This window comes from Siphonobacter sp. BAB-5405 (assembly GCF_002872335.1).
Classification (GTDB): Bacteria; Bacteroidota; Bacteroidia; order Cytophagales; family Spirosomataceae; genus Siphonobacter.
The window spans coordinates 172,232-190,190 of the sequence record NZ_NJAG01000013.1 but is presented as its reverse complement, the minus strand read 5'-3'; the positions used below and the strand labels follow the sequence as shown (position 1 = coordinate 190,190).

19 protein-coding genes are annotated in these 17,959 nt (G+C 48.6%); 9 read left to right on the top strand and 10 right to left on the bottom strand.

What is annotated here, in order from left to right; genetic code table 11:
- The first annotated feature begins 5 nt into the window (after window positions 1-5).
- Both BWI97_RS13020 and BWI97_RS13015 read left to right on the top strand, forming a co-directional pair.
- A complete protein-coding gene (locus BWI97_RS13020; RefSeq protein WP_102201282.1) occupies window positions 6-503 on the top strand; it encodes a hypothetical protein in 498 nt (165 codons plus the stop codon).
- 34 nt (window positions 504-537) lie between these two features.
- Window positions 538-738: a helix-turn-helix transcriptional regulator gene (locus tag BWI97_RS13015; RefSeq protein ID WP_102201281.1), complete on the top strand. Its 201-nt coding sequence runs from the start codon at window positions 538-540 to the stop codon at window positions 736-738.
- A gap of 350 nt (window positions 739-1,088) precedes the next feature.
- On the opposite strand, the gene BWI97_RS13010 is transcribed toward BWI97_RS13015, so the two are convergent.
- The 8 genes from BWI97_RS13010 to BWI97_RS12975 all read right to left on the bottom strand — a co-directional run bounded on the left by BWI97_RS13010 (window position 1,089) and on the right by BWI97_RS12975 (window position 8,506).
- On the bottom strand, window positions 1,089-2,078 hold the full coding sequence (locus tag BWI97_RS13010; RefSeq protein WP_233207833.1) for a sugar transferase: 990 nt from the start codon (window positions 2,076-2,078) through the stop codon (window positions 1,089-1,091).
- A 118-nt stretch (window positions 2,079-2,196) separates the two neighbouring features.
- On the bottom strand, window positions 2,197-3,222 hold the full coding sequence (locus BWI97_RS13005; RefSeq protein ID WP_102201280.1) for a T9SS type A sorting domain-containing protein: 1,026 nt from the start codon (window positions 3,220-3,222) through the stop codon (window positions 2,197-2,199).
- A 6-nt stretch (window positions 3,223-3,228) separates the two neighbouring features.
- Window positions 3,229-4,467, bottom strand: coding sequence for a hypothetical protein (locus tag BWI97_RS13000; RefSeq protein ID WP_102201279.1), 1,239 nt, complete (start codon window positions 4,465-4,467; stop codon window positions 3,229-3,231).
- 74 nt (window positions 4,468-4,541) lie between these two features.
- Window positions 4,542-5,372 (bottom strand): hypothetical protein, encoded by an 831-nt coding sequence (locus BWI97_RS12995; protein ID WP_102201278.1) that lies wholly within the window; start codon window positions 5,370-5,372, stop codon window positions 4,542-4,544.
- Between the two features lie 51 nt (window positions 5,373-5,423).
- Window positions 5,424-6,149, bottom strand: a complete 726-nt coding sequence (locus BWI97_RS12990; RefSeq protein ID WP_102201277.1) for a hypothetical protein — start codon at window positions 6,147-6,149, stop codon at window positions 5,424-5,426.
- 116 nt (window positions 6,150-6,265) lie between these two features.
- The gene (locus tag BWI97_RS12985) at window positions 6,266-6,994 is read right to left on the bottom strand and encodes a hypothetical protein (RefSeq protein WP_102201276.1); all 729 of its coding nucleotides are present in this window, start codon (window positions 6,992-6,994) and stop codon (window positions 6,266-6,268) included.
- Window positions 6,995-7,051: 57 nt separating this feature from the next.
- On the bottom strand, window positions 7,052-7,762 hold the full coding sequence (locus BWI97_RS12980; protein ID WP_102201275.1) for a hypothetical protein: 711 nt from the start codon (window positions 7,760-7,762) through the stop codon (window positions 7,052-7,054).
- A 66-nt stretch (window positions 7,763-7,828) separates the two neighbouring features.
- Complete coding sequence (locus tag BWI97_RS12975) at window positions 7,829-8,506, bottom strand: hypothetical protein (protein WP_094812050.1); 678 nt, start codon at window positions 8,504-8,506, stop codon at window positions 7,829-7,831.
- 39 nt (window positions 8,507-8,545) lie between these two features.
- Between BWI97_RS12975 and BWI97_RS27675 the strand changes: the two genes are divergently transcribed.
- From BWI97_RS27675 to BWI97_RS12945, 7 genes are all read left to right on the top strand, one after another.
- Window positions 8,546-8,686, top strand: coding sequence for a hypothetical protein (locus tag BWI97_RS27675; RefSeq protein WP_158242749.1), 141 nt, complete (start codon window positions 8,546-8,548; stop codon window positions 8,684-8,686).
- 720 nt (window positions 8,687-9,406) lie between these two features.
- Window positions 9,407-10,501 carry a mechanosensitive ion channel family protein gene (locus BWI97_RS12970; RefSeq protein ID WP_102201274.1) on the top strand — a complete coding sequence of 365 codons (1,095 nt, stop codon included), beginning with the start codon at window positions 9,407-9,409 and terminating at the stop codon, window positions 10,499-10,501.
- A gap of 150 nt (window positions 10,502-10,651) precedes the next feature.
- Entirely contained in the window at window positions 10,652-10,879 is a 228-nt protein-coding gene (gene rpmB, locus BWI97_RS12965) for a 50S ribosomal protein L28 (RefSeq protein ID WP_094812054.1), read from the top strand.
- Between the two features lie 73 nt (window positions 10,880-10,952).
- Complete coding sequence (locus BWI97_RS12960) at window positions 10,953-11,897, top strand: CPBP family intramembrane glutamic endopeptidase (RefSeq protein WP_102201273.1); 945 nt, start codon at window positions 10,953-10,955, stop codon at window positions 11,895-11,897.
- Between the two features lie 81 nt (window positions 11,898-11,978).
- Window positions 11,979-13,118, top strand: coding sequence for a nitrilase-related carbon-nitrogen hydrolase (locus BWI97_RS12955; protein WP_094812056.1), 1,140 nt, complete (start codon window positions 11,979-11,981; stop codon window positions 13,116-13,118).
- Window positions 13,119-13,254: 136 nt separating this feature from the next.
- Window positions 13,255-14,112 carry a 2OG-Fe(II) oxygenase gene (locus BWI97_RS12950; protein ID WP_102201272.1) on the top strand — a complete coding sequence of 286 codons (858 nt, stop codon included), beginning with the start codon at window positions 13,255-13,257 and terminating at the stop codon, window positions 14,110-14,112.
- An 18-nt stretch (window positions 14,113-14,130) separates the two neighbouring features.
- Window positions 14,131-15,789, top strand: coding sequence for a glycosyltransferase family 39 protein (locus BWI97_RS12945; RefSeq protein ID WP_102201271.1), 1,659 nt, complete (start codon window positions 14,131-14,133; stop codon window positions 15,787-15,789).
- An 80-nt stretch (window positions 15,790-15,869) separates the two neighbouring features.
- Here BWI97_RS12945 and BWI97_RS12940 read toward each other — a convergent pair whose 3' ends face one another.
- A complete protein-coding gene (locus BWI97_RS12940) occupies window positions 15,870-16,634 on the bottom strand; it encodes a glycosyltransferase family 2 protein (RefSeq protein WP_094812060.1) in 765 nt (254 codons plus the stop codon).
- A 179-nt stretch (window positions 16,635-16,813) separates the two neighbouring features.
- A complete protein-coding gene (locus BWI97_RS12935) occupies window positions 16,814-17,884 on the bottom strand; it encodes an NAD-dependent epimerase/dehydratase family protein (RefSeq protein WP_094812062.1) in 1,071 nt (356 codons plus the stop codon).
- Window positions 17,885-17,959: the final 75 nt, after the last annotated feature.

Below are 17,959 nucleotides of genomic sequence, written 5' to 3'. Positions count from 1 at the left end.
CACGTATGAAAACGAGATTTCTTTTTCCGCACTGGGCCAAGGCTTTGGGATGGGGTCTGACTTTTTGCTTTTTGATTCTGGGGATTATATACATGGTTCGGGAGAGCTATTTCCCGAATCTGGAAAAGTCGGTTGACTGGCTTACTATCAAAATTCCTCAGAAATTGACCTGGGACTCGGAGTTTTTGGGCACTACGGAAAATAACCTGCTAGATGAAATCATCACGGTAGGACTGACCCTCGGCCTCGTGCTGGTAGCTTTCTCCAAAGAACGGAAAGAAGATGAATGGGTGGCTCAGGTACGGCTCGAATCCCTGCAATGGGGCGTCATGATTAACGCGGTGCTGATTATTCTGGCCACGCTTCTGGTATACAATGGGGCCTACCTGAGTATTTTGATTTACAACGTTTTTACGGCTTTGGCCTTCTTTGTCATCCGGTTTAACTGGATTCTGTATATCAAACCCCTGGTGTTCAAACGCAACATGATGCCGCTAGTCTAGGCAGGGCGGTTTTATCGGGAGAATTCATACGCTTATGAAAAACACCATTCGGGTCGAACGGGCGATCAAGGATATTACGCAGGCCACCCTGGCTGATGCCGTGCAGGTGTCCCGCCAGACGATCAACGCCATTGAGGCGAATAAGTACGTACCTTCTACGGTACTGGCCCTGAAAATTGCCCGCTATTTTGACAAACCGCTGGAAAGCATCTTCCAACTGGAAGCGGAAGATTAGCTCTTGGGCCAAATGCAAAACGGGTACTTCCCTGAACGTCCAGAGAAGTACCTGCTTCCTATACTTTATAAGTTACTATTTTTTTCGTCTGGTATGGTTTGGGAGGCGTACTACGTACCGTTTGGCGAAGTTGTTTAATCTGTAAGGAATGTCGGTAAAGTCTGGATACGAGAGGTCTTTTAAGGGAAACGGGACTAGTAGCAGTAGTAGCTTTTTTTTTGTTTGCTTCGCTTTCGGTCAACCCACTGCACAACGAAGGCAATGCAAAGAATCAGAATAACGCGGAGGGTTTCTTCGGACATATGGCGTGGGTCTTATGGGTTAGCATCCCTGTTTTGTGATAACGGTAATCACTGTACGCCAGAGAATGTAGCTTCCAGCCGAATACTCCAGTGCTTGATGTAATAAAGGTCATACATAAGTTTATGACGAGCATCTTTTACGCCTGCTCCGTACGGATAACAGATTTGGGCATAGCCCGTAATGCCCGGTTTCACCCGATGACGGGTTTGATAATGCGGAATCTGGTTTTCAAACGAAGTGGTAAATACCTTACGCTCCGGACGAGGACCTACCAACGACATTTCACCCTTGAGTACATTCAGAAACTGGGGTAATTCATCCAGCCGAATTTTTCGCATAAACGCCCCAAAGGGAAAGGTACGACGATCGTTTTTACTGGAAAAGGCAGCTCCGGATACTTCCGCGTCCAGCCGCATGGAGCGAAACTTGACGCAGTGAAATTCCTGATTCTGTTGGCCGACCCGAGCTTGTCGGTAGAAAATAGGCCCTGGTGACTGTTGTTTGATTCGTAGGGCACTCCACAACCAGAAGGGGGAGGTAAAGACTAAAAAGACGATGGATGAAACGACATCTATTCCTTTTTTTAAACCACGAATATTAGGCTTGAAAATCGGCAAATCGTTTGTAAACGTACGTTCGTGGGCGTTTTGAGCAATGTATACTTTCCCCAGGATCTGTTCGCAGAAATCAGCAATGGTACTGACCCGAATCATCTTACTCTGTCTGACGATAAACTGGTACACCTGGTGGTGTTGCTGATCGTAGTCTGGATTCGCAACCAGATGGATCAGGGTATGTTCATTCAGGATCGGGTGAAGAATGACATTCAATAGATAATCATCGTCGGTATGGCGAGGCACCAGAATGATTTCTTCGTATTGGGGCAAAAGGCGTTTATAATCCCGTTTGGTTAAAAAATAATCATAACCTGTGATTAACAACAAGCCTTTTCCAGTACGGTTTCCCCTACGCAGGCGATGGATGACCCGCCGGGATGGAGCTGCAATAAGGGATGAGGGAAGAGTAAAATGACTCATAAGTAATCAGGGTTGGATGGAATAGGTAGTTTGCCCTCAATACCGGAGTCTATCGCCGGTTGAAAGCAACGCTGGCAGAAGTGAATCTGCCAGCGTTTTCAGGATCGCCAACTAGTACTTATTGCTTAATGACTTTGTAGGTTTCCGTGGAACCGTTCTTGAACTGGAACCGCACCAGATACAGCCCCTTGGTCAAATTACTCACCTTCACCTGAGCGGCGGGAGCGGCACTTTCGTAGACGGCCCCACCCGTCGTCGAGAGAATCTGCACCCGCTCTACCTTGCTGGCATCCTTCACCTCCAGGGTCAGATAATCCACCGCCGGATTGGGGTATACGTTGGCTTGCAGACCTCGCTCAAACGACAGACTCTGCGATCGCGACAGCTCGGTGTGGCCATCAAAGTCCACTATCCGCAGGCGGTAGTAATTCAGACCGTTGGCCGGGTCGGTGTCCAGGTGGCTGTAGCGTTGCTGGGTGGTGCTGTTGCCCACCGCCGCTACCGAAGCGATGCTTTTCCAGCTGCGTCCATCCAGACTGTGCTCGACTTCGAAGCTTTTGGTGTTCCGCTCCTGCAGGGTGACCCAGGTTAGCTGAGCACTGGCTGCTTCTTTTTGGGCCGTAAAGCTGGCCAGCGTGACGGGGGTGGGGGCGTCAACGACGTTCACCGAGCTATTGGCTCCCTGGTTGGTGCCATTGGGGTCACTCACGCCCGGACCAAAGACCGTCGAAGATACCGTGAGGGAACTCTGACCTACGGCTACCGCCCGGATGGGAATGTGAATGTAACACTCGGCCCGGAAGTTGAGCGATCCGCCGTTGTTACGAATCTGAATCTGGGCCGTGGTGCCCGTCACATTCGTAGTTTGCAGCGTCCACAGCCCCCCGCATTCATCGGTAATGGTCAGCGGCGTCACCCAGTTGATGTAGCGGGTGTCCATCGAAATCGACACCCGGGCCGAACCCGTGGGCAAGTCCTGGGGACCATTTTGATTGACCTGCAGAATCAACTCCGAGGTTTCGCCCACCGAGAGCGGGGACTTTAAGGGGTCAAGGGCAATGACTTCTAAATCGCCCGATTGAGCGTAACCTTGCAGGAACGTACCTAGTACTAAAAACCAAGTAAAGAGGGCTAGTTTTTTCATAACAAATTAATTTTCAAGCTTGGTAATAGGATTGGCGATGGTGTTGTTATTGGTCGGGGTCTCTCCGCCACCGGTGTTGTTGATAATGGTGACGGTGTTGTTGGTCGTACCAGGTTGGCCGCCCGTGCGGGTGATGGTAAAGCCGATGTACTTGTAGCCTGGGGAAGGGATGGTTACGCTGGCTTTGGAAGCGAAGCTGAACCGGCCCGTGGTGGTGGTGATGTCGAAGTCGTTGTTGCTCAGGGGAAACTCATCACCGTCGATGGTAATACTGGCGGCCGTGCTCAGGGTGATGCTTAAGCCGGTAGCCGAGCCAAAGCGGGAAACGAAGAATTCAATGAGGCCGTTGGTAGAGCCGGGGCCGACATTGCTGATACTGACCACATAATCGGCGGATTCACCCGTCTTGAGGGAGGTGTTGGAGAAGAACTGTCCGGGAGTCAAATCAGGCACGGGATTGACAACCGAAGCCAGTGTATAAGCCATGTAAGTATTGGGGACAATCGTGGCATTGGTGGTGATGGAACCCGCCGTCAGGGAGCTGGCACCGCCGAGTACGGAGGTAGCATCGACGGTAGCAGGAATTCGAACCCACTTGGTGCCGTCCCAGCCGACGATGCCGAGCTTGGTGAGGCTGCTGCCCGTCAGGGTGGTGACGTCACTGATGCCATCCCAGGTGAGGGTGAGTTTAGTAGCCGTAGCACCATCGATGTCCCAGTACTCTTTGGTGCTGACGGTGGTGACGTTGGCGTCTTTGCTGGAGGTAGCAAAGGGGCCACCGGTGGGCAGGACGGGGTAGTTGCCGCCGCCGACCATGGAGGTGATGGCCGAGGAAGGGTCGACGTGGAAGTAGGCTCCGGTAGTACCATCGCCTTCGGCAGCGAAGGGGCCGTACTGGCCGTTGTCACCCACGGGGAAGATAAACGAAGTCGTACCCAGCTTGCGAACGTAACCATCGACGTGGTTGGCATCGTTTGCTCCGGTCTGGCTAGCCGCCGTACCAAAATTCAATACGCCGTAAGGAGCCGTACGAATAGTATTAACGATGCCAGGCTGCACACCGCCGCCGCCCGTAGCGAAGCTATGAGCACCAAAGACGGTCATTTCAGCACCACCGAAGATCGTAGTGTTACCCTGAGAACCCTGTTGGGCGAAGGTGTTTTCGGCGAGTGAAAGTAAGGACATCACTGCCACCGCTTGAGCTAATGCTTTGAAGCGGATTGAACTCATAAATTTCTTTTTCATTTCATGTATGTTAGAAAAGGGTGACCTGAGTTATTTCTCAGCTTATCGCTTAAGCCTGAGAAGGAAAGAACGACTTACTGCGTTACCGAGATGATGGTACTGTTGCCGTCGGTTGTTGCACCACCGCAACCGGTGGCTGACAAAGAGCCAACGCCAAAATTTGCCTGATTAGAACCGCCGTTGTAAGTAGCATTGGCCAATATTCGAACCGTATAGGGCTGGGCACGAACAGGGAGGTTTTTCAAAACGAACTTGGCATTCGTTGACAAGCCGCTACAGGCGGTACCCTGAAAAGGAAGGCTGTAAAAACCGATTCGCTCAAACGTGCCGGGTGTGGTTTTATCCACTTGAATCAGATACGTCATCACCACATTAGCGTTGTGATTGGATACGGATGAAAAGTTGACCACGTCTATCACCACATCACTCGTAGGATTGGTAATCGAAAAAGTACCTGTCTGGTTGATATCGACGTTACACGTAGGACAACTGTTAGCAGCCAGATTTGCGGGTACGTTTAAGGTAACCCCTGCAGTTTGCGGCCATGACGTAACCACGGTATTGCGTTGAGCCGGAGCTAAGCCTACCCAGCCGTTGCCATCCCAGTAGTACTCGCCAATTTTGGCTGCCAGGGCTGGGTAGGCCGCACTACCGGCGGTAATACCCGTGTTGGTGTTATACACGTGCATACCCGCGGCGGGTGTACCGAGCAAACCCCAGGTCGTCGTACTGGTCAGCGAAATGCGGGGCATTAGCAAACCCTTGTTCGTACTCTCCACCTCCAGGGCAGAGCCCGCATTGATCACCGTTGGATTATCCCCTATTTTCACCTGAGCCATCAGCGTGGAAGAGGTAAAAAGAGCGGCTAAAAAGCAGGCCGTGCGTAGTAGTTGTTTGGGTTTCATGCGAATGGTGGAGTTTGATTAGTAATGAAGTCAACAAAGACCACGTAAAACCTAATTACTAGTACAGTCAATTCTGGAACCTGAAAACTTGATGTTCTGTACATCGATGGTTGCAGCAGGCTTCGTTCCAGATATATGTGTAATTTGACACTTAGCCGTTACTTTATCGCCGGCAGTCAGATAGGCTACGGCTACTACATCATTATAGGTGCCATTAAGGTAAGCTTGATCGGCAGTTACGGAAGAAGATAATGCCCCTCTAACTGCTGAAACGATTGTTAGCGTACTGTTTCTTCGGGCTGCTATACCAGGAATATAGTCTACTGCACTTGATTTAAATACGTACATACCGGTACTAGGAATCGTATATTCGCCTGTCGATGGATTGTAGGCATTCAGAGGATCATAGACCTTCGTAGTACTAACTAACACTACAGCTGGGTCAGTTACGTTATCAAGAATTGGTACGTTCTGAGCGGTGCTTCGGGTGGCATCAAACGAACCGCAGCCTACCTTACCCACTTGCCAGCTAGCTCCGCCGTTGGCATCGGAGGTGAGCACTTTACCGGCTCCCTGTGTACCATCGGCGATGGTCATCTGGCCGGTGGTCTTATCGACCTTGACCTTACGGCCCGACGTAGATGCTTCTACTTCCAGATTGGAGTTGGTTTCAATCGTGGTTGGATTCGTGCCGACTTTCACCTGAGCCATCAGGCCGGAAGAGGTCAGCAGGGCTGCTACAAAGCAGGCCGTACTGAGTAATTGTTTGGGTGTCATTGGAAATTGTGGGGTTTGGTTTTTAAAAAGGTTGGGGTACTGAAGGCTGATTCAGATTAAAGGAAGTAGGATGTGAATGGAACGGTAGTAGCAATACCAACAAGTAACAAACGGACCTAGAAGAGTTTGGTAACGGACATAAAGGCACTCGTTACGTTGATGTTTTGGGCATCACTGACATTACCTGATGCTGTCAGATTATTAATAAAAACGTTGTAGGTGGATCCAGCAGTTAAATATCCCTCCCAGAAAACAGTTAAATAAGGCCGATTACCCGTAGAAACTTTGTCATAAAGCATTAAAACTCCAGGTCCCGTATTAAAGCCAATGTAAAAGTGTACTAAAGCATATCGGGCAGGATCAGAAACAGTACCGGCGACGTTTCCACCGGCATGAATTCGATAATACCCACTTTCCTGAATAGTGTATAGCTTGGTAGTCGTATTATAACCAGCTATTGAGCCAGTGCGGGGAGCAAGGGGTATCCGGTCTTTTACTACATTGTGGACACCTTCCCAAGGAGTTACAGTATAAGTTCCAGACTGTTGGCCAATCCATACGGTTTCAGGAATTCGAAGGTTGCCAATAGATTGCCAGCTAGCTCCGCCATTAGCATCGGAGGTGAGCACTTTACCCGCTCCCTGCGTACCATCGGCGATGGTCATCTGACCCGTAGTCTTATCCACCTTGACCTTACGGCCCGAGGTAGAGGCTTCTACTTCCAGATTGGAATTGGTTTCAATCGTCGTTGGGTTCGTGCCGACTTTCACCTGAGCCATAAGGCCAGAAGAGGTCAGCAGGGCTGCTACAAAGCAAGCCGTGCTGAGTAATTGTTTGGGTGTCATTGATACGTGTGGATTTGGTTGAATGAATAGTAAAAGCGAGGTACTAAGCTTCGCTGATTACAAACCAGCGGGGGATGCGGCGGCGGCTCCGGTATTCGTACCACCTAGATCTACGTTTTGTGTGGGCAATTGCTGAATAAGTGCTTTACTAATCACTAAGCAGTTGATCGTCCAGTCGCCGTTTAAGTTATCTGCAGTTGTACCACCGGCGTAATCCGCCTGAATCCGCCAAGTACCATTTAGAATATAGGCCCTGAAAACAAGTGGATTATACGTATTCGTATTATTAGAGGAAACCAAATTTTGTTTACTATAATATAAACCGGTTACAATGACGGTGTAATCGTTACTGTTGATCTTTGTATCGAAATTACTTACAAAATCACGCTGTACATTCGTAAGATTATAGGTAACATTGGAAAGCGGAAAGGAGTTTGTAGGGGTGACCTGTAACACCTTTAATTCGCCCGTTGAATTATCCCGCACCACTTGCGAAGTGGCTGAAATAGAGCTCAAAGAAGTCGCCTGCCCCAGAATCTGATTGCCCGCTACGTGCAGTTTTGCCCCCGGCGTAGCCGTACCAATACCGACATTGCCATTGTCTTTTTGAACGACGGTTTTATTGCCATTCGTCGCTTCCACTTCCAGGTTAGCATTAGAGCCAATCGTAGTTGGGTTAGAGCCCACTTTTACCTGAGCAAATAGCGTAGAGGAGGTCATCAGAGCTGCCAGAAAGCAGCCCGTGCTGAGTAATTGTTTGGGTGTCATTGAAATGGGTGGGAATTTTTGTTGGATATGCAGTAAAAAAGTCAATGCAGACGAGGCAAATCGCTGTTAGTTAGATAGTTTAACCATGGTTAAATAGCTACCTGAAATATCATAAGGGTTGAAGTTTGAAGTAATTCTAACGTCCACTACGTCTCCTGCATTTAATTGAAGCGTAAGGGAGCCAGTGGCTCGTGGTAAAGTGCTTGGCGTAGTCCAGGCATCTTCATAAATAATGGTGTGGTTAGCCCCATTAACGAACACATATAAAGCCATGTTAAACCCTCCAGCATTGGTATTGATCTTCTTGGTACCGCAACTGATCTGGTAAATACCACTGGAGGGAACAGTGATCTTGTCTGTAGACGGATCGAAATTACTGCCGCGGTCCGCTGTTTCGATATTAAAATCAATAGGTGTTAAACCACTGATGGTTTGCGTGGTACTTTGTTTGGCGTAAATCCACACCGGTGAGGTCTGACTGGGAGCAGCTTGCCAGCTTGCCCCTCCATTCGCATCGGAAGTGAGCACTTTACCCGCTCCCTGCGTACCATCGGCAATGGTCAATTGGCCGGTGGTCTTATCCACTTTAACCTTACGGCCCGTAGTAGACGCTTCTACTTCCAGGTTGGAAGCGGTTTCAATGGCGGTTGGGTTAGTACCCACTTTTACCTGAGCGAAAAGGCTGGAAGAGGTCAGAAGGGCTGCCAAAAAGCAGGCCGTACCTAGTAGTTGTTTCGGTTTCATTGCTACTTGTGTATTTGGGTTAAACTGGTGATAACGCTAATGAATATACGTGAACAAATAAAGTGGGTACAGTTCAGTAAAGGCACAGCAAAACAGGGGGTAGTGGCAGGCCACAACCAGTTGGAGGATTGGGAAAACGGCGGGGGAGCGGCGGAAACCGGCGGACTCTGGTCTGATTAGCAGTAGCGAACGGCTACCGGTGCTTTGCTGGCTCGTTTCAGTTTCAAAAAACGAAGACTGGTGAACAGGCCGATACATTTAAAAGGAAGGCACAATCAGAAAAGTAGGTAGATCTTTTTTGCATAAAGTAGGGATTGAAAGTAGGTATTACTGCTGGATTATGATGCCAAACTAATAGATGTATTTTGAAAAAAAAATTATTCATACTTAAAAATATTTTAGTAGTAATTATACTACAACATATAGGTACTTAATTTTAGGTAGGAGCTTGTCTAAACATTTTAACTACACATGAGGTAAGTAAAAATAAGAGTAGGTTAAAAAAATATCAATTATACAGATATGAGTAAATGATTACCTGTTAGTTAGGTAGTGAGTATTGAAAAACAACTACAGAATTTTAGTTATCAATTGTTTATTTTAAGGGTATACACTAGAATAATTAGTGATTTTAAGGTCAAAAAAAATTTTTGATGATGTCAAAAAATAGTTGTGTCCAAGTATTTCTGTTGACAAAGATCTGAACAATGACCCCAGCCAGCCTTTCCTAGGCTGACTGGGATTGGAACAGAAATCCTACTTCGGTGTTAGCCGCTACTTTCCTGTCGATTGCCGGGCGGGCTGGCATGGTCTCTTCGCAAAATCGAATCAATCGTAACAAGCCTGCATTCGTTTGGTTAAGGAGGTAGATGCCTTTTATCCCATTTAACAATTGAGCACATGAATTTTAATCTGGATTTTCTACAGCGAGTATACTGGCGAAATACGGTACAGGATTACCTGATTACGCTGGGAATCATCCTGTTGGGACTAGCGTTAGTACGCGTTTTCAAGAAATTTGTACTGGGTCAACTACGCCGCTGGACCAGCCGGACCAAAAGTCACCTGGATGATTATCTGGTGGATAGTATGGAACGCTTTGGGATTCCGGCTCTGAGTTTTGCGGTCATTTACTTCGCTCTGGATTTCATTCGCCTTTCCCGGAAAGTGGATAAGATTGTAACAATGATTACTACAATCATCATTACGATCCTGATCATACGTATTTTGTCATCCACGATCCTGCTGGTTTTGCAGGCCAATCTTCGCAAGCAACAACAGGGGGAAGAAAAGGTCAAACAGATGGGCGGATTGATGCTCATCATTAATAGCGTCATCTGGATTCTGGGTATTCTCTTTCTGATGGATAACCTGGGCTACAACGTTTCCACCATCATTACGGGTCTGGGGATCGGTGGTATTGCCATAGCTCTGGCGGCTCAGAACATCCTGGGTGACGTATTCAACTACTTCGTCATTTTCTTCGACCGGCCTTTTGAGGTCGGGGATTTCATCATCATTGATACCAAAATGGGGGTGGTGGATTACATTGGCCTGAAAACAACCCGAATTAAAAGTCTTTCGGGGGAAATGCTGGTGTTTGCCAACAGTGATTTAACCGGCTCGCGAATTCATAACTATAAGAATATGCAGCAGCGGCGGGTGTTGTTCAAAATTCAGGTGAATTATAGTACGCCTCCCGAGAAGCTCACCCAAATTTCAGCCATGCTGAAACAGGTCGTGGAAGAACAAAGTCCGGTACGTTTTGACCGGGCTCATTTCTCGAATTACGGAGCCTACGGGCTTGAATTTGAGATTGTTTACTTCGTACTCGACGCTGATTACACCGTGTACATGAATGTGCATCAACGAGTCAATATCCGGATCTATGAAGAAATGCAAAAAATGGACGTAGCTTTTGCCCTGCCAACGCAGCATTTGTTTTTGGCCAATCTGAATAACGAAACTGAATCTTCTCTGGTTGGATTAAAATAAATGCAAAACTTTCAGGCTGTATTTGGCTGATTCCTACGAAAAGGCTATCTTTGCGACTCGTTTTACAGAACTGCTTTTACAGAGCTGATTCTCAAGAAATTAAAGCCGATTTTAGATCGGTCTACTGATAACTAATAAAAAATACTAATTATGGCACGGGTTTGTCAAATCACGGGCAAGAAGACGCAGACGGGTTTTAACGTCTCGCATGCCAACAACAAAACGAAGCGGAAATTCTATCCGAACCTGCAAACGAAAAAATTCTTCATCCCTTCTACGGGTGAGTGGGTTCAGATCAAACTTTCGACGCAAGCGATCCGTACGATCAACAAGAAAGGCATTGAAGCCGTTCTGAAAGAAGTTGGAGCTAAATTCTAAGTAGTAATCACTAGAAGTAGCCGTAAAGGCCTTGGCATTTCGTTGTCAAGGCCTTTTTTACGTCACAAGGTTCATGCGGAAGTTACGCACCTATCTCGTTGATTTTATCCGGGCGGATTTCAGGCCGGGCCTCTACGGTGTTACGGCCCTGTTTCTGGCGGCCTGTATCGCCTTCAATTACGCCGTAGATCTGGAAGACAGCTACATTGATCCGCACCGGGGAACCTGGATTCGTTTTGTACTCTTTCTGGGGCTCGATGCCGTGGTGTACTATACGGTAACCCTGTTCTGGGTGTTGGCTCACCAGCAGCAGGCTTTGATCCGCAGCTTCAGGTTCTGGCTGTACAGCGGCTTCGGGATGCTGGTGCTGGCCTGGTGGCAGGATTTTACGGGCTACCAAGGCCTGGCGACGCTGCCCGCGTTCGAGTCCGTGTATCGGTTTGCCTTTCACTGTTTTTCGAATCTGAGTTCGGTTTTGACCGTATGGGTACCGCTCGCCCTGTTTTATCGTTGGACTGACGCCCAACCTTCGTATTTTTATGGCTTCCGGCCGGATCGGGGGAGCCTGCGTATGTATGGAACCATGTTACTGATCATGGTACCTCTCATCGGCTGGGCATCTTTTCAACCGAGTTTTCTGGAAACCTATCCCGTTTATAAAGGCTGGGGAGCGGCAGAGGCTCTGGGTGTACCCGAATGGGTAACGGCTCTAAGCTTTGAAGCCTGTTACGGCTTTGATTTTGTGTCAACGGAACTACTCCTGCGGGGATTTCTGGTAATCGGTATGGCCCAGGTACTCGGGCGAGGGGCCGTACTGCCGATGGTGGCGGTATATGCCTGCATTCACTTTGGCAAACCGCTTGGCGAAACGCTCGGCTCCGTGCTGGGAGGGTATATTCTGGGGATACTGGCCTATAAAAGCCGGACGATCTGGGGTGGCATTGCGATTCACCTGGGCGTGGCCTGGCTAATGGAACTGGGGGCTTTTTTACAAACCTATAGTCAGCAACGTCAATAATAGGCAGAAGCCCGGTTAAACTTCCGGGCCATTATTTGTCTGAGCAACACACATAATAAGCGATACGTCAACTGCTCCTGTATGTTTAAACAACGTTTACTGATCCTTCTGGGCACGCTGATGCTGGGTTGGGCTTTGTACGTGATCTGGTCGAATAAAAACCGGAATATTGCTCTGCCCCCCGCCGACGTTCAGTATCGATCTTTTGCTGAAATGGGTCGCGATTCGGGGCGGGGCAACCTGATTGGCATTCAGCCGTATATGTTACCCGTTGATTACTCCAGCGAAGAAGCCTTCTTTCAGAAGCTCAATGGCTATTTTGCCGAAGCTCGCCGGAAAGGCTGGCTTAACCGGAAAAGCATTGTGGTGTTACCGGAAAACATTGGATTGTGGCTGGTAATCGCGGGCGAAAAACGCGAAGTATACGCCGCAACCAAACTACAGGATGCAATTCGTACGCTTACCTATAGTAATTTCTTTACGTATCTCTCTACCCGAATGCAGGCTCCGCAGGAGCTGCGGGACCCCACCAGCTATAGTTTACTGGCAATGAAAGCCGCCGACATGGCCAATATTTACCAGCAAACCTTTTCGCACCTGGCCAGTACCTACGACGTTACCATCGTAGCCGGAACCACGGTACTGCCTGAGCCCGCCATCAAAGAGCAAAAGCTTACCTTCGAAAGTGGAGCCCTATACAGCGTTTCGGGTGTTTTTCTGCCCGATGGTTCGCTGGCGGGACTGGTAAAGAAAACGTATCTCTCCACGCAGGAGCAAACGTATATTACCCCCGGAACCATCAAAGATGTACCCGTGATTTATACACCCGCCGGCAAACTGGGCGTACTGATCCATCAGGATTCGTGGTTTCCGCAGGCTTATGCCAGTCTGCGGGAGAAAGAGGCCTGTATTCTGGCCGTTCCGGCGAATATTATGCTGGATAACTATCTACGACTTCCCTGGGAAGGGTATCAGAACCATCCCACGCCCGCCGAAGCACGGGTGGATATGAATAAACTGACAGAAGCAGAAGCTTGGGATAAATACAGCTTCCCCACGCGGGCTCCCCAGGAAGCATCCATTACCAAAGCAATGGGCGTTTTTCTGAAAGGAGAACTCTGGGAACTGGGAGCCGAAGGCCAGCCCCTGATGTTACAGGGATCCACCTACAAAAAGGGTCAGACGACGCAGGGAGCCAGTCTTTCATGCGTTTGGTTGTAGGAACTCGTAGAAAAACGAACCGGTACATTCCGAAAACTCCCCTTCGCGGCCTACTTTTGTTCTGCGAAACAAACCTTATTCACATTGGGCTGGGTTTCACTCACTTATTTCATTCCATTCCTTGCGTTCTGAATCTATGAATACGACGGTTCATACTACTGCCAACATTGTCAATCTGGAAGCCTGGAAGGCCAAATTACCGGAGCTGAAAGCCCAATATCAGAGTGATCATCCGTATCCGCACATTTCCATTGACAATTTTCTGGAAGAGTGGGCTGCCGAAAAGGCCATGCAATCTTTCCCAGCCATTCAGGACGAAGGGTGGATTCACTACGTACACGTAAATGAGAAAAAGCACGGCCTCAACAAAATGGAGCTGCTGCCGCCTTTTATTCAGGAAGTGATTACCTACCTCAACTCCGATGCGTTTGTCGCCTTTATGAGCGAACTCACCGGAATTCCGAACCTGAAGGCGGATGACATGCTCGAAGGGGGCGGATTGCACCAGTCCAAACGCGGGGGCTTCCTGAACGTGCACGCGGACTTTACCGTACACCCGCACAAGCGAAACTGGCGACGTCGGGTAAACCTGCTGTTGTACCTCAACAAAGACTGGAAACCCGAATACCGCGGTGATCTGGAACTGTGGGACCGTAAAATGACGGGGGTGGAAGCAAAAATCGCTCCGATCTTTAACCGGATTGCAGTATTCAATACCGACGAAGATTCATTCCACGGTCTGCCAGATCCCATCCAGTGCCCGGAGGATATGACGCGTAAGTCCGTCGCTCTATATTACTTCACCGAAGAAAAAGAAACCCCCAAACTGCGTTCGACCAACTACCAGGCCCGCCCCGGCGATGGTATTAAATCGGTTGCCATCTGGCTGGATAAACAAGCCGTAGCTACCTATACGCGGGTGAAACGTACCCTGGGTATTGATGACAAGATGGTTAGTAAAGTGCTCAATATCTTCGGAGGTAAGAAAAAGTAAGGGGATCATCTTTCACGTATGAATCGTTTAACCACTTTAGTACTCATCGCCCTGGTGGCGGGATTGTTCTTTATTCCCTTCCTGGGCGGCGTACATTTGTTCGACTGGGATGAAATCAACTTCGCGGAAATCTCCCGCGAGATGCTGGTCCTCAATGATTACCTGCGGGTGCATGTCGACTTTAAGCCCTTCTGGGAGAAACCACCGTTTTTTTTCTGGCTACAATCGCTGGCCATGCATACGTTTGGCGTAGGGGAGTTTGCGGCCCGTCTGCCCAATGCTTTATGCGGAATCCTTACGCTGAGTTTGTTGTATCTGCTGGGCGAACGGCTGTTTAATCGGCGATTTGGCTTGATTTGGGTAGGAACGTACCTGGGCTCCATTCTGCCGCATTTGTACTTCCGTTCGGGCATTATTGATCCCTGGTTCAACCTCTGGATTTTCATTGGACTGAACGGAATTATCTTTTTCCGCTGGAAAAAGGATCATTTCACTTTTCTGCTCCCTAAAAATAAGTGGTTTTACCTCCTGCTAGGTGGCTTCCTGCTGGGGATGGGCGTACTAACGAAAGGCCCCGTAGCTTATATGCTGGTTTGCGTTACCCTGGGAGTTTATTTTGTGGTGAACGGCTTCAAATTATTTATTAGTCCGCTGCACTTTATTGTGTATACGGTGATGACCTCGCTGGTAACGCTGGCCTGGTACGGCCTCGAAACCTGGCAGCACGGTCCCTGGTTTATTCAGGAGTTCATCAAATATAATTATCGCTTGTTCTCGACCCCGGATGCCGGACATGCGGGTTTTCCGGGGTATCACTTCGTCATTCTGTTCTTTGGCTGTTTCCCGGCGAGTACGTTTGCCCTGCGGGCCCTGAACTTCCGTACGGAGTCGGGAGAAACGGATTACCAGCGGGATTACCAGAAATGGATGGTGATCTTATTCTGGGTGGTACTGATTCTCTTCACAATCGTGAAGTCAAAAATTGTCCACTATTCATCCATGTGCTACTTCCCGCTGACGTACTTAGCCAGTTTAACGATTTATCGCCTCTGGACGGGCCGGATTGTCTTTAGTACCTGGATGAAGGTAAGTCTGGCGGTATCGGGGGGTATTTTTGTCATTCTAACGATTGGTTTACCCATCTTATCCCACTATGTCGATTGGCTACAGGCCCAGATTGCCCCCGACGATAGCTTTGCGGCGGCTAACCTGGATGCTAAAGTCAACTGGACCGGTTGGGAAGCTATCCCCGGTGTGGTTCTGTTTTTCGTCATTCTCTTCGGTATTCGTTTCCTGAGCCGTCAGCAATACGAACGCGGACTAGTAACGCTCTTTATCGGTACGGCTGTGTTCACAACTCTAACCTTGTGGTTTTTTGTGGCCCGGATTGAGAGTATTTCGCAGGCGGCAGCCATCCGGTTCTTTGAAGCTCGTCAGGGCGAAGATTGCTACATTGTAACCTATAAATACCGCAGCTACGGACCTTTCTTCTACGCTCGCCAGCAACCCGAACGCCATCCCAAAAGCTGGGACGACGAGTGGGCGATTCACAGTACGGAAGTAGATAAACCCGTCTATGTGATTGCTAAAAACCTACTGGAAGCGGAAGTAGATACCATTCCGACCTTACGAAAAATCGGTTCGGAAAACGGGTTTGTGTTTTACAAACGGAAATAGCCGATCAATTACACATAGATTAATAAAAAAGAGCCATCGATTAACCGATGGCTCTTTTTTATATAGCATGCGAATAGTGCTTAACGGCTTACCGAAGCAGTCTTGGCCGATTTTTTCTTCATGAAATCGCCGCGTGAAAAGAACTTCTCAATCATGCAATACAGCAGAATAAAGAAGTAACGGCTTCCCATTTCCTTGATTTTCAGTTTAGACTCGCCGTATTTCCGGTTTGTCCAGGAGTTAGGCATAACCACGAACGAATAGCCGCGAACGTACGCTTTCAGGGGTAACTCAACCGTCAGGTTAAAGTGCGGAGAAAGGAAGGGCTTGATGCCTTCAATGGTTTCGCGTTTGTATAATTTGAATGCGTTCGTCGTATCGTTATACTTAATGCCAATCATCATGCGGATAATCAGGTTGGCAATCCGGTTGATGAATTTCTTCAGTCCGGGGTAATCAATCACCTTGCCGCCCTTCATCCAGCGGGAGCCGAATACCGCATCGGCGTCGGTTTCCCGCATTTTGTAGTAATACTTGACCAGATCTTCGGGATCATCCGACAAGTCGGCCATCATGACGGCCACGCAGTCGCCCGAGAACCGTTCCAGGCCGTAACGCACGGCGTATCCAAAGCCGTTGGGGCCAAGGTTGGTTTCGTAATGGAGTGTAGGAATCTGAAGCGACAGCCGTTCGAGTACCTGCAGGGTATTATCCTTGGAGTTATCGTTCGTTACAAAAATCTCGTGTTCAATTCCCTCACGGGCTAACGTTTGATACAGCGAAAGCAAGGTTTCTGAAATAGAATCCTGTTCATTATACGCGGGGATGACGACACTAAGTTTCATAAGCGAAGGATCAAGCGTTGCGAATGGGTCGATAGTTAATTGAAAGTCATACGACTGGTTCTACAAAGATACGTATGAATGGTATGTATTGGCAAGGGCTTTAACAATCAGGCAATAGCCATTCTATACAAAAACACCGGACCTGGGCCCGGTGTTTAAAAAAATGCTAGACTCTTGGCTTAGGCGGTACGTAAACGTTCCGCAATACCGTCGTGAATTTCAGCCAGCGTCGAGTGGATATCATAGGTCCAGTTCCAGCCAGGGTAGTGGGCTTTGAACTTCGACAAGTCCGAAACGTACCAGATGTGGTCACCAATGCGGTTGGTGTCTGAATACGTATAGCTCATCGTGTTACCAGAAATCTCTTCACAAATCTTGATGGCTTCCAGCATGGATACGTTCGCAAAACGACCTCCACCGGCGTTGTAAACTTCACCCGGACGTGGATTCTGGTAGAAATGCCAGAACATGTTCACCAGATCGTGAGCGTGAATGTTGTCACGCACCTGTTTGCCCTGGTAACCGAAAATGGTGTATTGCGTTCCGGTAATTGCACATTTCATCAGGTACGAAAGAAAACCGTGTAACTGAGCACCCGAGTGGTTAGGGCCCGTCAGACAGCCTCCCCGGAATACACCGGTTTTCATGCCAAAATACCGACCGTATTCCTGTACCAGCACGTCGGCGGCTACTTTCGAAGCTCCAAACAGGGAGTGCTTGGTGTGGTCGATGCTCAGGTTTTCGTCAATTCCGTTTTCGTAGTAGGCGTGATCTTCAGAAATCTCCCAACGGGATTCCAGCTCTACCAGGGGCAGGAAGTTAGGGTTGTCGCCGTATACTTTATTCGTAGAAGTGAAAATGAAGACTGCCTCGGGGCAGTGCTGACGCGTCATTTCCAGCATGTTCAGGGTACCGGTAGCATTGACCGAGAAATCGGTGAATGGCTCGCGGGCGGCCCAGTCGTGGCTAGGCTGAGCGGCCGTGTGCACGATCATTTTTACGTCAGTGCCGTACTCTTTGAAGATAACGGACAGTTCTTCTACGGAACGAATATCAGCGGTACGGTGGACATAGTTGCTGTATCTTTCCTGCAGACGGTTGCGATTCCAGTCGGTGCTGCTTTCAGCTCCGAAGAAATACTGCCGCATGTTGTTGTCAATACCTACAACCAAATCAAACTTGTCTGCAAGAAAAGCGACCGATTCGCTTCCGATCAATCCGGCTGAACCGGTTACTAAAGCAATATTCATACGTCAAAGGCTTTTAAAAATGCATTAAAATGAGAAGGATGACAGCAATATCGGCGGAGAGAACTCAAGACTAAA

What these genes read in the sequence shown, in the direction of transcription:
- BWI97_RS13020 (WP_102201282.1), top strand. Translation starts at nt 6, where the DNA reads ATGAAAACGAGATTTCTTTTTCCGCACTGGGCCAAGGCTTTGGGATGG.
- BWI97_RS13015 (WP_102201281.1), top strand. Translation starts at nt 538, where the DNA reads ATGAAAAACACCATTCGGGTCGAACGGGCGATCAAGGATATTACGCAG.
- BWI97_RS13010 (WP_233207833.1), bottom strand. Translation starts at nt 2,078, where the DNA reads ATGAGTCATTTTACTCTTCCCTCATCCCTTATTGCAGCTCCATCCCGG.
- BWI97_RS13005 (WP_102201280.1), bottom strand. Translation starts at nt 3,222, where the DNA reads ATGAAAAAACTAGCCCTCTTTACTTGGTTTTTAGTACTAGGTACGTTC.
- BWI97_RS13000 (WP_102201279.1), bottom strand. Translation starts at nt 4,467, where the DNA reads ATGAAAAAGAAATTTATGAGTTCAATCCGCTTCAAAGCATTAGCTCAA.
- BWI97_RS12995 (WP_102201278.1), bottom strand. Translation starts at nt 5,372, where the DNA reads ATGAAACCCAAACAACTACTACGCACGGCCTGCTTTTTAGCCGCTCTT.
- BWI97_RS12990 (WP_102201277.1), bottom strand. Translation starts at nt 6,149, where the DNA reads ATGACACCCAAACAATTACTCAGTACGGCCTGCTTTGTAGCAGCCCTG.
- BWI97_RS12985 (WP_102201276.1), bottom strand. Translation starts at nt 6,994, where the DNA reads ATGACACCCAAACAATTACTCAGCACGGCTTGCTTTGTAGCAGCCCTG.
- BWI97_RS12980 (WP_102201275.1), bottom strand. Translation starts at nt 7,762, where the DNA reads ATGACACCCAAACAATTACTCAGCACGGGCTGCTTTCTGGCAGCTCTG.
- BWI97_RS12975 (WP_094812050.1), bottom strand. Translation starts at nt 8,506, where the DNA reads ATGAAACCGAAACAACTACTAGGTACGGCCTGCTTTTTGGCAGCCCTT.
- BWI97_RS27675 (WP_158242749.1), top strand. Translation starts at nt 8,546, where the DNA reads ATGAATATACGTGAACAAATAAAGTGGGTACAGTTCAGTAAAGGCACA.
- BWI97_RS12970 (WP_102201274.1), top strand. Translation starts at nt 9,407, where the DNA reads ATGAATTTTAATCTGGATTTTCTACAGCGAGTATACTGGCGAAATACG.
- rpmB (WP_094812054.1), top strand. Translation starts at nt 10,652, where the DNA reads ATGGCACGGGTTTGTCAAATCACGGGCAAGAAGACGCAGACGGGTTTT.
- BWI97_RS12960 (WP_102201273.1), top strand. Translation starts at nt 10,953, where the DNA reads ATGCGGAAGTTACGCACCTATCTCGTTGATTTTATCCGGGCGGATTTC.
- BWI97_RS12955 (WP_094812056.1), top strand. Translation starts at nt 11,979, where the DNA reads ATGTTTAAACAACGTTTACTGATCCTTCTGGGCACGCTGATGCTGGGT.
- BWI97_RS12950 (WP_102201272.1), top strand. Translation starts at nt 13,255, where the DNA reads ATGAATACGACGGTTCATACTACTGCCAACATTGTCAATCTGGAAGCC.
- BWI97_RS12945 (WP_102201271.1), top strand. Translation starts at nt 14,131, where the DNA reads ATGAATCGTTTAACCACTTTAGTACTCATCGCCCTGGTGGCGGGATTG.
- BWI97_RS12940 (WP_094812060.1), bottom strand. Translation starts at nt 16,634, where the DNA reads ATGAAACTTAGTGTCGTCATCCCCGCGTATAATGAACAGGATTCTATT.
- BWI97_RS12935 (WP_094812062.1), bottom strand. Translation starts at nt 17,884, where the DNA reads ATGAATATTGCTTTAGTAACCGGTTCAGCCGGATTGATCGGAAGCGAA.